This is a genomic window from Christiangramia sp. OXR-203 (assembly GCF_034372165.1).
GTDB lineage: Bacteria > Bacteroidota > Bacteroidia > Flavobacteriales > Flavobacteriaceae > Christiangramia.
In genome coordinates this window covers 132,620-146,000 of record NZ_CP139698.1, presented here as the reverse complement: position 1 = coordinate 146,000, position 13,381 = coordinate 132,620, and the positions used below count along the sequence as shown (strand labels likewise).

The window sequence follows — 13,381 nt, the reverse complement described above, 5'->3', positions numbered from 1 at the left end:
GAACCTTAACCTTTGGAAATTTTGATCTTCATTCCAGGTTTAAGGCTGTTGGTATTCATATCATTCCAACTCCTCAAATTCTGTACCGTAACTCCCGGGAATTTTTTTGAGATGCTCCAGAGACTATCTCCACTCTTAACCGTATAGATCTTTGGGTTCGATGAATTAGAGGCTGTGGAAGTATTTGAAGAGGATGCTACGGGCTTTCTAGGATAGATTGTTAGATACTGTCCTATTCTTAAATTATTACTACGCATGTTATTCCAGCGCCTAATACTACTAACTCCAACACCGTATTTTTCTGCGATCTTACCGAGGTAATCGCCTTTTCTCACTCTGTAACGAACCTTATCCTCGGTTTTCACTAGTTGAGGTAGTTCTTTTTCCTTTTCTTTAGCCTGAGTATCTACAAAATCATAGATCGCGTTTTCATTAGAAACGAATTTCCCAATAGCAGGTTTAGGCAATCTTAATGTATATTTTTCGTCTTCTACAAATGGAATGATATCTAGCTTATAGCTTGGATTTAAAAACTGAAGCATTTCTTTTTCTACTCCCGTTACTTTGGATATCTGATCGAAAGTAATCAACTGCTTCACCTGTAGTGTATCAGTTTCAAAAAATACAACATCTGGATTTGCTGGCTGAAACTTATGCTCATCGGCATACTCAAAAAGATATAAGGTAGCCAGAAATGCTGGAACATAACCTGCTGTTTCACGTGGAAGGAATCTTCTCAAGTGCCAGTAATCTGTAGATCCACCGCTTCTTCGTATTGCTTTAGACACATTCCCGGGGCCCGAATTATAAGAGGCAAGAACAAGGTTCCAGTCACCAAAGACCTTATATAAACTTGAAAGATATTGCGCTGCAGCTTCCGTAGATCTTGATGGATCCATACGCTCATCTACGTAAGAACTTACATCAAGTCCATGCATTTTACCGGTTGGAAACATAAATTGCCATAAACCTGTAGCACCAACTCTCGACTTAGCTCTGGGATTTAAAGCCGACTCTACAATAGATAGATATTTGATCTCTAAAGGAACATCATATTTATCCAATTCCTGCTCGTAGAGCGGAAAGTAGTAGGTACTTAGAGCCATAAGTCGCTCCATTCCTTTTTTATTCCTTTTCAGATATGATTTTATGACCGATTCCAGTATTGGATTGTACTCAACGTTAAAAGGCGTTCTTGCATTCAGCCTGGCTAACCTTGCCTTAAGAGTATCTGTAGGAAGTTCATCATAGACCACTTTTTCGTAGTCCTGATCTTCTATAGACTTCTGCATGGTCTCAAAAAGATCTGAATTTGTAAGCTCCAGCCTCCAGAGAGAATCTATAGTCTTTGCTTTAGGAAGATCTGAAAGCGCCACTTTCGATGAATCTCTGATCACTGCGGAAATAGGCAGTTTATTCTGAAATTCCGGATCTGGTTCAGTCAGTTTGATTTCAGTATCATCACTTTTCTGAAAGATCTGAACTCTGAAATTCGCTTTTTCCTCACGAACCTTCTTATCTTTCTCCTGAGCAAAACCAGAAATTCCTGCCAATAGCAGCACTGCAAAAAATCTTCGTTTCAGCATAAAAATGTTTTGAATAACAAACGGGAATTAATCAAATTTCGTACCCGATTAATTCTTAATTGCCTCGATACCCGGAAGTGATTTTCCTTCAAGCATCTCCAGCATCGCTCCACCACCGGTAGAAACATAACTCACCTTATCTGCAAATCCAAATTGTTTCACCGCGGCAACTGAATCTCCTCCTCCAACTAAAGAGAAAGCACCATTTTCTGTAGCTTCTACGATCGCTTTTCCAAGCTCTATGGTTCCCTGAGCAAATGTCTCCATTTCAAAAACTCCCAGTGGACCGTTCCAAAGAATGATCTTAGAATCCTTGATTACATTTGCGAAATTCTTAACCGTTTTTGGACCTACGTCAAGTCCCATCCAACCATCAGGAATATTATCCACACTCTCAACCTGTGTGCTCGCCTGTTCAGAAAAACTATCTGCGATCACTGAGTCTACCGGTAAATGAACTTCCACTCCTTTTTCCTTAGCTTTTTTAAGGATTTCAAGAGCAAGTTCTTGTTTATCATCTTCCACTAGTGAAGTTCCAATATGCCCACCCTGAGCTTTAATAAAAGTATAAGTCATTCCACCACCAATGATGAGGTGATCGACCTTATCAAGGATATTTTCTATTACGGTGATCTTAGAAGACACTTTCGCACCACCAAGTACAGCTGTCACCGGCTTTTCACTACTGTTCAAAACCTTATCAAGACTTTTGATTTCTTTAGCTAACAAATAACCAAAGCACTTATCCTCGAAGTATTTAGCTACGATAGTTGTGGAAGCATGAGCTCTGTGTGCAGTTCCAAACGCATCGTTTACGTAAATATCACCAAGTTTCGCAAGCTTTTCAGCGAAAGCTTCATTTCCAGCAGTCTCTTCATCATGAAACCTAAGATTTTCCATTAAAAGAATTTCTCCAGACTTAAGATCATTAGCAGCCTTTTCAACTTCCTCACCAGTACTGTCTTCAACAAACTTAACGTTCACGCCAATAACTTCGGAAACTTTGTCCTGAATGTGTTGTAACGAGTATTTACTTTCCTTTCCTTTTGGACGACCCAGGTGTGACATTAGAACTACACTGCCACCATCTTCAAGAATTTTAATAATTGTAGGTTTAGCAGCTTCTATTCTATTGGCATCAGTTACCTCCATTTCATCATTCAATGGCACATTAAAATCTACTCGAATCAAGGCCTGTTTACCATTAAAGTTATAATCGTCTATAGTTTTCATAGGTTTGCTTTGTTACAAATATAAATTTTTCCGAAGATAATAAAGCTTATATAATTTTATATTTGCCTATGCTTTTTAGAGAAATAATAGGCCTTCCGCATATAAAAAATCACCTCGTGACCACGGCAGACCGGAGAAGAATTCCGCATGCTCAACTTTTTTCCGGAAAGGCTGGTAGTGGTACTTTACCCATGGCGATCGCCTACGCTCAGTATATATTATGTGGCAATTCCAGTGGAGAAAATGATTCAGAAAGTTCAGCTTCCTGCAATCTGAAATTCAATAATCTTTCTCATCCAGATCTGCACTTCGCATTTCCGGTTGCTACCAATGAAAAGATCAAAAAACATCCGGTTTCTTCACATTTTCTCGAGGAGTGGCGACAATTTGTTCGAACGAATCCCTACGGAAGTTTATATGACTGGTATCAAAGTCTTGGAATTGAAAACAAGCAAGGTAAGATTGGGGTAGATGAAGCTCATGAGATCGTAAAATCACTTTCCTTAAAAAGTTATGAAGGTGGTTTTAAAGTGATGATCATCTGGATGCCTGAAAAGATGAATAATGAAGCTTCTAATAAGTTGCTGAAGTTGATTGAAGAGCCGCCAAGCAAAACTATCTTTTTACTTGTTACCGAAGCTGAAGAGCAAATAATTCAAACCATTAGATCCAGATGCCAACGATTACATTTTCCACCCCTTGGGGAATCTGATATAGAAGATTTTCTGATACGCAAAGAGGATTGCGAGCCTAAAATTGCAAAGAAGATTGCGCATCAGGCTAATGGAGACTACACCAAGGCAATACACATTCTAAGAAAAGATGCGGGTGATGAGCAATTCCAAGCCTGGTTCATTCAATGGGTGCGGAGTGCATTTCAGGCTAAAGGAAACAAAGCTACAGTATTGGAGCTGGTAGCCTGGAGTGATGAGATTGCATCCCTCAACCGTGAAACTCAAAAAAGCTACCTTCGCTATTGTCTAGACTTCTTTAGGCAGGCCATGCTTCAGAATTATAAGGCTAAAGACTTAGTATACATTGATATTGAACCAAAAGTCTTTAAATTCGATAAATTCGCCACCTTTATTAATGGTAAGAATATTGGAGAAATTTCCGAAGCAATAGAAACTGCCATTTATCATATTGGTAGAAATGGAAATGCTAAAATCATACTGACCGATCTTTCAATTAAACTAACCCGATACCTACACAAAAATTAACGAATTATGGAAAATCTGAATACCCATATTACTGAGATTCTAATACTGCTATTCATTCTTATCACATTCTTACAATCTGGAGTGGATAAAATGATGGACTGGAATGGTAATACAGGTTGGTTGAAGGAACATTTCTCAAAAACCTTTCTGGCAGGAATGGTTCCCCTCATGGTTGGAATTATACTGGTGATCGAAGTCATTGTCGGACTTCTCGCAATCGCTGGTATCTATACTTTAATAGCCAGCGGTGATCCTGATTTGGGACTACTAGCCTCCATTCTCGCCTGTGTTACCTTGCTTATGTTGTTATTTGGACAAAGAGTTGCTAAAGATTATGCAGGAGCATTTACGCTCACTGGATACTTTATCGTATGTATTTTGGGTGTATGGATGATGAACTAGAAAAAAAAATTTAAATAAAAAAAGGCTCCTAATTAGGAGCCTTTTTCTGTATAAGCTATTCTTAGAGTTTAGTCTTCTACTTCTTCGTTTTCTTCAGTAGTAACATCAGATCCACCGTATTGTTCGTTTAATTCAGCAAGAATATCCTGAGTGATATCAAGACCTTCTTCAGCATACATAATATTCGCAGATTCATTGGAACCAAAAATATATGTATAACCATTATCCTTTCCATAGTCCTTAACGTATCCCTTAACCTTTTCAACTAAAGAATCCATAGCAGCGGTACTTTCCTCTCTAAGACGATTACTTTGCATTTGCTGCTGTTGTTGCAGCATTTGTTGTTTCTGCATTAAAGTACGTTCTTTTTCCTGCCTTTGCGCATCAGTCATAGAATTCATTTCAGACTGATAAGCCTGAACTTCTTCCTGGAATGATTTTGCTACAGAATCCAATTGTTGACGAACAGAATCTGATTTTGAAGTGAACTCAGCTTCCACTTCTTTCATTTCTTTATATTCCTGAACCAATACTTTAGTATCTACATAAGCTGTTTTTTGCTCATTACAGGATACCATTAAAATTGCAATTGCAGCAATTCCGAAAACTTTTTTGATCATAGTTAAAAAATTTGATTGGCAAAGGTAATAAACTAATCTTAGAGTAAAATAGGAGATTGAATAGTTGTTATCGATAAGATTAATCTAAAATATATTCATTATAAAATTAATCTATAAAAAATGAAGTGTTTAGAGTCGTTTTAAGAAACTCTAGGCAATTTTATAGGATGAACACTATATAAATATATTAACTACTCTTAAAATGGCTAAAATAAGCTCATTTATGATTTTCTATAGAAATATGCAATGGAAGAGTACTCTCCTGTAGATCTTGCCTTAAAGTTGGAGATTAAACCGCGCCAAAATGCATTTATTTTAGAAGGCTTCGGTTTTTGATTCTCCTCGCTTAACAGACTTACATAAAATGAATCGAATATTAAAGGTTTTTCACAAACCTCTATAAGGTCATTCTTTTTTAAAAGCTGAGCAATACCACTTCTAGAAAAATGCCAGAGATGTCTTGGAACGTCCCAGGCAGCCCAATAATCTTGATAATAATAAGCATCATAGGATCTATGATTTGGAACTGCGATAATAAGAAGCCCATCCTTATTTAATTTAGCTATAAGTCTTTTCAGGACATCCTCATAATTTGGAATGTGTTCCAAGACGTGCCAGAGGGTAATTACGTCAAATGTTCTTGCATCCAATTTATCCAGATTGTCCTCAATTGTGATTCCTTTTCTCGAAGCTAAAGATCTGGCATCGTTATTTGGTTCAACACCAAATGCATTCCAGTTCCTATTTTGCATATATGCGAGAAAATCTCCGGTACCAGCTCCATAATCCAGAAGTTTGCAACCCGCTGTTTCCTGCTCAATCCACTTTGCTTTTTTCAAAAGCATTTTAGACTTTACATACTGATAGATCTTATCCTGAAGATTTTCTTTTGAGTCTGTGTGAGAAATATAACTATCACTCTCGTAATAGGCCGGTAAATTTTCTGGAATAGGGGAAGTACGCAAGATCCCAGGTTCGCTTTTTAATATAGAAAAGGTTTCCTGAGATACCAGATGATCTTTACAGGTAAGTATAACTTCCTGCGATTCCAGAGCTGATTTTATCTGATTTGATTCTATCAAAATTCTAATTGTTCCACGTGGAACATGAGTAAATTATCGACCCATGTATACCAATAATACTGAAATATCGTTAGGACTTACTCCGCTAATTCTAGAAGCTTGAGAAACTGTAGCAGGTTGAACTTTTTTGAGTTTTTCCCTCGCTTCGTATGACATACTTTTTATACTAGAATAATCAAAATTCGACGGAATTCTTACGTTCTCTAGACGATTTAATTTGTCGGCGTTGTTTTTCTCCTTCTCAATGTATCCTGAATATTTGACCTGAATTTCCGTTTGTTCGATCATTTCATTATTAAGATCATTCTCAACAATAAATTCATTTACGCCAGAAAAACCAAGTACATCTTCCATCGTGATTTGTGGTCTTGAAAAAACTTTAAAGACCTTATCACTTTGTTTCATGGGAGAAGAATTTCGATTCTCCAGAACAGGATTCGCTTCTTCCGGGGCCACACTAAGATCCTTAAGGTGCTGAACAAACTTTAAAGACTTATCTTTCTTCTCTTCCATTTTCCGCATACGTTCTACGGAAGCTAAACCAATGTTATAGGATTTCTCGGTTAACCTAAAGTCGGCATTATCCTGTCTCAATAACGTTCTATACTCAGCTCTTGAGGTAAACATTCGATAGGGTTCTTCGGTACCTTTCGTAATGAGATCATCTATAAGAACACCAATATATGCCTCGTTACGCTTCAGAATAAATTCTTCTTTTTCCTGAACTTTTAGAGCAGCATTTATACCAGCCATCATACCCTGACAAGCAGCTTCCTCGTAACCTGTAGTTCCATTTATCTGCCCGGCAAAATATAACCCATCAATTAGCTTGGTCTCCAAAGTATGCTTTAACTGAGTTGGCGGAAAATAATCATATTCGATCGCATAACCTGGTCTGAAGAATTTTACATTCTCAAACCCCGCAACAGATCGTAAGGCTTTAAACTGAACATCCTCTGGAAGTGAAGTTGAAAATCCGTTCACATAAACCTCTACAGTATTCCAACCCTCGGGTTCTACAAATAACTGATGTCTGTCCTTGTCTGCAAATCTATTGATCTTATCCTCTATGGAAGGACAGTATCTTGGACCCAGACTTTTTATACGTCCGTTAAACATGGGAGATCGATCAAAACCATCCTTTAGTATCTCATGCACTTCATTAGAAGTGTAAGTCATAAAACAACTACGTTGTTTTTCCAAAGGCTTAGTCTCATCTGAATAAGAAAATTTAGAAGGTTTTTCATCACCAGGTTGTTCGATCATCTTAGAATAATCCAGAGATCTACCATCCACACGTGGAGGAGTTCCTGTCTTCATTCTTCCCGCCTCAAATCCAACATCAATAAGATCCTTTGTGATTCCGGTTGCAGCTCTTTCCCCTGCTCTTCCACCACCAAATTGCTTATCACCAATATGGATGAGTCCGTTTAAAAATGTTCCATTAGTACATATAACAGATTTAGCACGAACTTCCAGACCCAAGGAAGTTCGAACACCAGTAATCTTATCATTTTCGATGATCAATCCTGCGACCATTTCCTGATAAAAATCAAGATTTGGAGTTTGCTCCAGCTTTAGACGCCAGTCTTCAGCGAAGCGCATACGATCACTTTGTACGCGCGGACTCCACATTGCAGGTCCTTTGGATTTATTCAACATTTTAAACTGGATAGCACTAGTATCACTTACAATACCACTATAACCACCCATCGCATCTATTTCTCTTACAATCTGACCTTTTGCAATGCCACCCATAGCAGGATTGCAGCTCATTTGAGCGATATTCTGCAAATTCATTGTAATTAAGAGCGTGCTACTACCCATATTAGCGGCAGCGGCGGCAGCTTCACTTCCTGCGTGACCAGCTCCAATTACTATAACATCATATTCCTTCTCGAACATAAAATCTTCTTTTCATTATGATTGTTCCACGTGGAACATTTCAATTTTCTCGTCTTCCTTACGTCGCATTAATTCGCTTTCACTTTCTAATTTATCCTTATATCCACAAAGATGTAACATACCGTGAGCTATAACTCTTTTCAGTTCCTGAAGAAAATCCACATTATATTCTGCAGCATTCTCCTCTACTCTCTCTGTACTAATGAAAATATCTCCATTTAGAGAATTACCAACAGTATTATCAAAGCTGATAATGTCTGTATAGGTATCATGATCTAAATAATTCTGGTTGATCTCCAGTAAGTACTCATCATCACAAAAAATATAATTGATCTCGCCTACATTTTTGAGCTCAGATTCAGCAAGCCTGAATAACCAGTTTTGAAATAGTTCCTCATCCTTCAGGCTGAAGTCGTTTTCATTGAAAAAATTAATCGTTCCTTTTACCAAAATATTCCTTGACCTTAGATCTGTAAATTTGCTGCAAAGGTAAGACTTGTCTGTTTAAAATTTCAGTTGATTGGAAATATTCTTTAGCGGTATTTATCTGGTTCTTAAGCCTATTCTCATAGTTCAGAGTATTCGTGTTTGCCTTCCTCTTATTATCAAATCCCTGTTTTTGAGCAGCGCTCTTCATTTTCATTAATTCATAATCCAGCTGCTTCATTCTTTCCAAGGTTTTCCCATCCAAACCCTTCTCCAAAAGATCCTGCTCGATTTGTTCCATCTTCTTCTCGAGAGCGTCCGATGAGCCATTTTCCATTAATTCATCTAGTTTCCTTCTGATATTTTGCTGACGTTTATAAATTTCAAATATTTCACCTGAATTTTGTTGACTAGGCTTTCCAGACTTTTCAGGAATCTCCATATTTTGCTGCATATCCTGCTGAAGTTCTTTTTGCTCATCGATGATCTGTTGCAATTGAAATTCCTGTCCATCACCAGAACCAGATTGAGGATTGGACATCATCTCCTGCATAGAATCCAGAACATCAGATAACATAACTGCAAGATCATTTGCCCCGGTAACAACATATTGCTGACTAGCGGTACCCTGCTCTATTTGATTTTCAACTAGTCTTTCCAGCGACTTTTCTATATCAAAATCTATATCTGTAAGTTTGGAAGTTATCTTACTTGAGAACATTGGGTTTTGTAGCGCCAGGCTGTAAATACTGTCATCAATATGTTCAAAGTTTTCCCTTAGTTCACTTTGATCATTTAATTTGTTCGCATAAGCTGGACTTGACTGTTTGATACTTTTAAAGTCCTCTAGCAGTTCTTCCTGTATCAAAGAAAATCTCACCAGATTATTCAGAATTTCACGTAATACTTTAGCATCAGCTTCCAACTTCTGCATCTCTGCCTGCATACCGGCTTGTTGCATTTTAGAACTCAATTGCCGCATTTTCTTAGCAGCATCCTTTTGTTCCTGGCTGGCATTCTTTTGCTGTTGTAATTGTTCTGATGCCTTCTTTTGATCTTCTGAAATTTCCTCTTCTATGGCTTCATCGCGAGCTAAGGATTTTGGTTTTTTCAATTCCTGATTGTCTCTCGATAAGGCATCTAATTCCTCTTGAATTCTATCGAAATCATTATTTAGATTTTCCTGTTCCTCTGAAGTTGGTTCAGAAAGGTTCGATATTTTCTCCTGTTCATTGGCTAGACGATTCAGATCCCGAGCTATCTTTTGTTGTTTCTCTTCTATATAATATCGTTTGGTAAGTTCCAGAAACTGCTCAAGATTACGCTCATTGTTCTTATTATTTTTACTCAGATCCTCCAACTTTTCTCCAAGATTTTCTTTCTCAATTTTATCAGAATACTCCTGAAGTTCCTTTAATAATTCCTCATTCTCTTTCAGGCTATTCTCATTCTCCTCAAGCCTTTGTTTTAAATCTTCTTTATCTGAGGATGGTTCCTCAGTAGATTGTTCTTCTATAGTTTGCTGAAGTTCCTTGCTATGCTTTTGCATTAACTCATTCTGGATCTTCTGCCTTTCTAAAAATTGATCCAGCCGTTGCTTCTCGTTGTAATTCAAATTATTGTTCTCCCTGTCTATCCTTTGAAGCTCTTGCAGTTCATTCGAATCCCTTCTGAATTGTTCCAGTTCTTCGGAAATCGTCTCGATAGAATTCTGCTGTTTCTGCAGGTTTTGATCTTCTTTTTCAGTTTTGGTGATCTTTCGGTAATTAAGGATCTTTGACCTGCTCGATTTAGCTCCATTTACACCATCATTATCAAATACTTCAAAATAATAGGAATATGACATACCAGGTTCGAGTTGCAAATTATTGGGAAAGCTATAGTAGAATTCATCCACAAGAGCTGAGCTAATTTCTAAATTTTGAGTCACCTTTTTTTTAATCGAATCTTGCGGATAATAAACTAACTGCAATCTTGAGAGTCCATGATCGTCCTTTACACGACCTTTGATGTAAGTCTGCTGTAAGTCTAAACTATCTCTTGTGCTTTGAACATCTATCTCCGGGTGAAGATCGGGTACTATTTCAATTTGATAATCTAACTTTTCATGTTCAGTTTTAAAAGCGTTAGAAGAACTGACAGAATAATCAAAATCTCTAAAAACTTGTTGCTCTATTTCAGCTTTATGATCATTTACTGATAGGTTGCGGACTGAGTCATTAATCGTGAACTGTACAAAATCTGTAGCTATAGTTGAAAACCACCAGGTTAATTTCGAACCTTCAGGCACCTGAAAGGATCCCATACCTTTGAATACCTGCTCATCTAAATTTAGATAATTGGGATAATTCACCTCAACTTCCATATTTGTGATCAACGGTAGTGCCAAAACCTTCAAAATATAAGTCCTAGAACTTATACCAGCGCCATGTAATTTGAATTGTAGAGAGTTGTCTACATTTTCAAACTTATAAACAAAGCGTCCATTCCCTGCAGCAGTGAGAACACGTTTGTAGTCATCTGTAATAAAATGCAGCTCTTCAGGCATCTGGTCTCCTTTAATCTGTACTACCAGTTCAAAATCTGAATTCTGAAATGTTTCCAGTTTCTCATTCAGTACTAAAAATTGAAATGGAGCCGGCTTTTCGAACGCCTGATCATAATTACTTATTCTGTCAAAACCTTCAGTAAAAACGTGAGCGTTATTAGAGATCCACAAAGCAAATATGATCAGTACAGGAAGAATTACAACCGGTAAATATTTACGGTTCTTCTTTAGCTCAACTGCTTCAGAAAAATCGAAGATCTTTAAATTCTTAGCTTTTTGATTAATGCTTGCTATAAGTAATTCAGATCTTTCAGAAGTATGACCCAGTTGCAATAAATTGAGTAACCTATCCCCTATTTCTTGAAAATGTGTTCCTATAATTTCTGAAGCCTGTTCTTTATCTATTCCCTTCCGTAGTTTAAAAAGTTTCGAAAGAGGTATCCCAATAAAGTAAATGAAAAGGGCAATTTCTATGGCGATAAACAACCAGAACAGGAATGCTCTTACAGATTCATTAAACCAGAAGAAGTGCTCGAGGCTTCCGATTAGGAGAAAATACGACAACCCAATACCTGCAAAGAGCATCAAGCCCTTTAGGATCTGGCTGAAATAATATTTTCGAACGAAAGCATCAAGCCTGGAAATTACGCGATCAAAATTGCTGGTCACTTCTTCTATAGTTTGTTTAAAAATACGATAATTAAGACACTTTAATTAGTAGTTAGCTGAGTTTAGGAATGCTTGAATAAGGTTGTATCTTTGCTCTAAAATTCACTTTTTATGTCTTCTAAAGTTAGAGTAAGATTTGCTCCGAGCCCTACGGGACCGTTACATATTGGTGGTGTAAGAACCGCTTTATACAATTATCTATTTGCCAAAAAACACGGTGGTGATTTCGTTCTTCGTATTGAGGATACAGATCAAAACAGGTACGTAGATGGAGCCGAAGATTATATTATCGAATCCCTGAACTGGTGCGGAATCCCTTACGATGAAGGACCGGGCAAGGAGAAAGGCTTCGGACCGTACAGGCAAAGCGAGAGAAAAGATAAGTATCGTGCTTATGCAGAAGAATTGATAGTATCTGGAAATGCATACTATGCTTTTGATACTTCAGAAGAGCTGGACGCACATAGAAAGGATCACGAAGAAAAAGGTAAAACCTTTATATATAACTGGCATAACAGGGAAAAGCTCAATAATTCCCTTACCCTCTCTTCCGAAGAGACAAAGGAGAAAATTGAAAACGGGGATGCTTATGTGATTAGGTTTAAATCTCCGCAAGATGAAACCTTGCATTTAAAAGATGTGATTCGAGGGGATATGGAAATTGATTCCAATATACTTGACGATAAGGTTCTATTTAAAAGTGATGGAATGCCAACCTATCACCTCGCCAATATCGTGGATGACCATTTAATGAAGATCACTCATGTAATTCGTGGTGAAGAATGGCTGCCTTCTCTCGCTTTGCATTATATGCTTTATCGCGCGTTCGGATGGACCGCTCCAGAATTTGCCCATTTACCACTTATTCTGAAACCTCAGGGTAAAGGGAAATTGAGCAAAAGAGATGGTGAAAAAATGGGCTTCCCGGTATTTCCTCTTGAGTGGAAAGATCCAGCAACTGGGGATGTTTCTACAGGATACAAGGAAGAGGGTTACTATCCTGAAGCGGTAGTAAATATGCTGGCATTTTTAGGATGGAATCCTGGAACAGAGCAGGAATTCTTTAGTCTGGAGGAATTAACGAGCGCTTTTGAACTGGAACGAGTACATAAAGGAGGTGCAAAATTTGACCCTGAAAAAACAAAATGGTTCCAGCAGCATTATATGCAGGAAGCAGATGAATCGCAGGTTACAAAGGAATTTCAAAAGATCCTGAAGGAAAAAGAGATCGTGGTAGAAGAATCCTATGTTAAGAACGTAGTTTCCTTGATTAAAGAAAGAGCAGTATTTGTAGAGGATCTCTGGGATCAGGGATATTTCTTCTTCATCTCCCCTACTTCTTTCGAACCAAAAGATGCTAAAAAAGCATGGAAAGAAGGTTCAGCGGAATTAATGAACGAATTAAAAATCTTCCTGGAAGGACAGGATAATTTTGAAACCGAACAACTACAGGCTGAAGTCAAAAACTGGATAAAAAGCAAGGAGATTGGTTTTGGAAAGGTAATGATGCCTTTACGTCTCGCGCTGGTTGGAGCATTACAAGGTCCAGACGTTTACGAGATTGCAAGCTATATTGGAAAACAACAAACTTTAAGCAGGCTTACTAAAGCCATTGAAACGTTGGGATAATTGATTCTGAATATTATTTAAGCCGGTAAGAAACTTGATCTTACCGGCTTTTTTTATGCTG

At 37.7% G+C, this 13,381-nt stretch carries 10 protein-coding genes; 3 read left to right on the top strand and 7 right to left on the bottom strand.

The genetic code is table 11. The annotated features are described in order from the left end of the window. Positions 1 to 5 precede the first annotated feature (5 nt). Both T8I65_RS00690 and T8I65_RS00685 read right to left on the bottom strand, forming a co-directional pair. Complete coding sequence (locus T8I65_RS00690; RefSeq protein WP_141876433.1) at positions 6 to 1,586, bottom strand: lytic transglycosylase domain-containing protein; 1,581 nt, start codon at positions 1,584 to 1,586, stop codon at positions 6 to 8. A 48-nt stretch (positions 1,587 to 1,634) separates the two neighbouring features. Then, on the bottom strand, positions 1,635 to 2,819 hold the full coding sequence (locus tag T8I65_RS00685) for a phosphoglycerate kinase (RefSeq protein ID WP_322301605.1): 1,185 nt from the start codon (positions 2,817 to 2,819) through the stop codon (positions 1,635 to 1,637). Between the two features lie 68 nt (positions 2,820 to 2,887). On the opposite strand from T8I65_RS00685, the gene T8I65_RS00680 reads away from it, so the two are divergent. Both T8I65_RS00680 and T8I65_RS00675 read left to right on the top strand, forming a co-directional pair. Then, the gene (locus tag T8I65_RS00680; protein WP_322301604.1) at positions 2,888 to 4,039 is read left to right on the top strand and encodes a DNA polymerase III subunit delta'; all 1,152 of its coding nucleotides are present in this window, start codon (positions 2,888 to 2,890) and stop codon (positions 4,037 to 4,039) included. Between the two features lie 6 nt (positions 4,040 to 4,045). Continuing rightward, on the top strand, positions 4,046 to 4,441 hold the full coding sequence (locus T8I65_RS00675; RefSeq protein WP_322301603.1) for a DoxX family protein: 396 nt from the start codon (positions 4,046 to 4,048) through the stop codon (positions 4,439 to 4,441). Positions 4,442 to 4,509: 68 nt separating this feature from the next. Here T8I65_RS00675 and T8I65_RS00670 read toward each other — a convergent pair whose 3' ends face one another. From T8I65_RS00670 to T8I65_RS00650, 5 genes are all read right to left on the bottom strand, one after another. Continuing rightward, entirely contained in the window at positions 4,510 to 5,061 is a 552-nt protein-coding gene (locus T8I65_RS00670) for an OmpH family outer membrane protein (RefSeq protein WP_322301602.1), read from the bottom strand. Between the two features lie 221 nt (positions 5,062 to 5,282). After that, positions 5,283 to 6,143: a class I SAM-dependent methyltransferase gene (locus tag T8I65_RS00665; RefSeq protein ID WP_322301601.1), complete on the bottom strand. Its 861-nt coding sequence runs from the start codon at positions 6,141 to 6,143 to the stop codon at positions 5,283 to 5,285. Between the two features lie 33 nt (positions 6,144 to 6,176). Further along, a complete protein-coding gene (gene mnmG, locus T8I65_RS00660) occupies positions 6,177 to 8,048 on the bottom strand; it encodes a tRNA uridine-5-carboxymethylaminomethyl(34) synthesis enzyme MnmG (protein WP_322301600.1) in 1,872 nt (623 codons plus the stop codon). Positions 8,049 to 8,063: 15 nt separating this feature from the next. Further along, a complete protein-coding gene (gene ybeY / locus T8I65_RS00655; RefSeq protein WP_322301599.1) occupies positions 8,064 to 8,498 on the bottom strand; it encodes an rRNA maturation RNase YbeY in 435 nt (144 codons plus the stop codon). After that, entirely contained in the window at positions 8,479 to 11,691 is a 3,213-nt protein-coding gene (locus T8I65_RS00650) for a hypothetical protein (RefSeq protein WP_322301598.1), read from the bottom strand. The genes ybeY and T8I65_RS00650 overlap by 20 nt, the downstream gene beginning before the upstream one ends. A 111-nt stretch (positions 11,692 to 11,802) precedes the next feature. On the opposite strand from T8I65_RS00650, the gene gltX reads away from it, so the two are divergent. Beyond that, entirely contained in the window at positions 11,803 to 13,320 is a 1,518-nt protein-coding gene (gene gltX, locus T8I65_RS00645; RefSeq protein ID WP_322301597.1) for a glutamate--tRNA ligase, read from the top strand. The last annotated feature ends 61 nt before the right edge of the window (positions 13,321 to 13,381 follow it).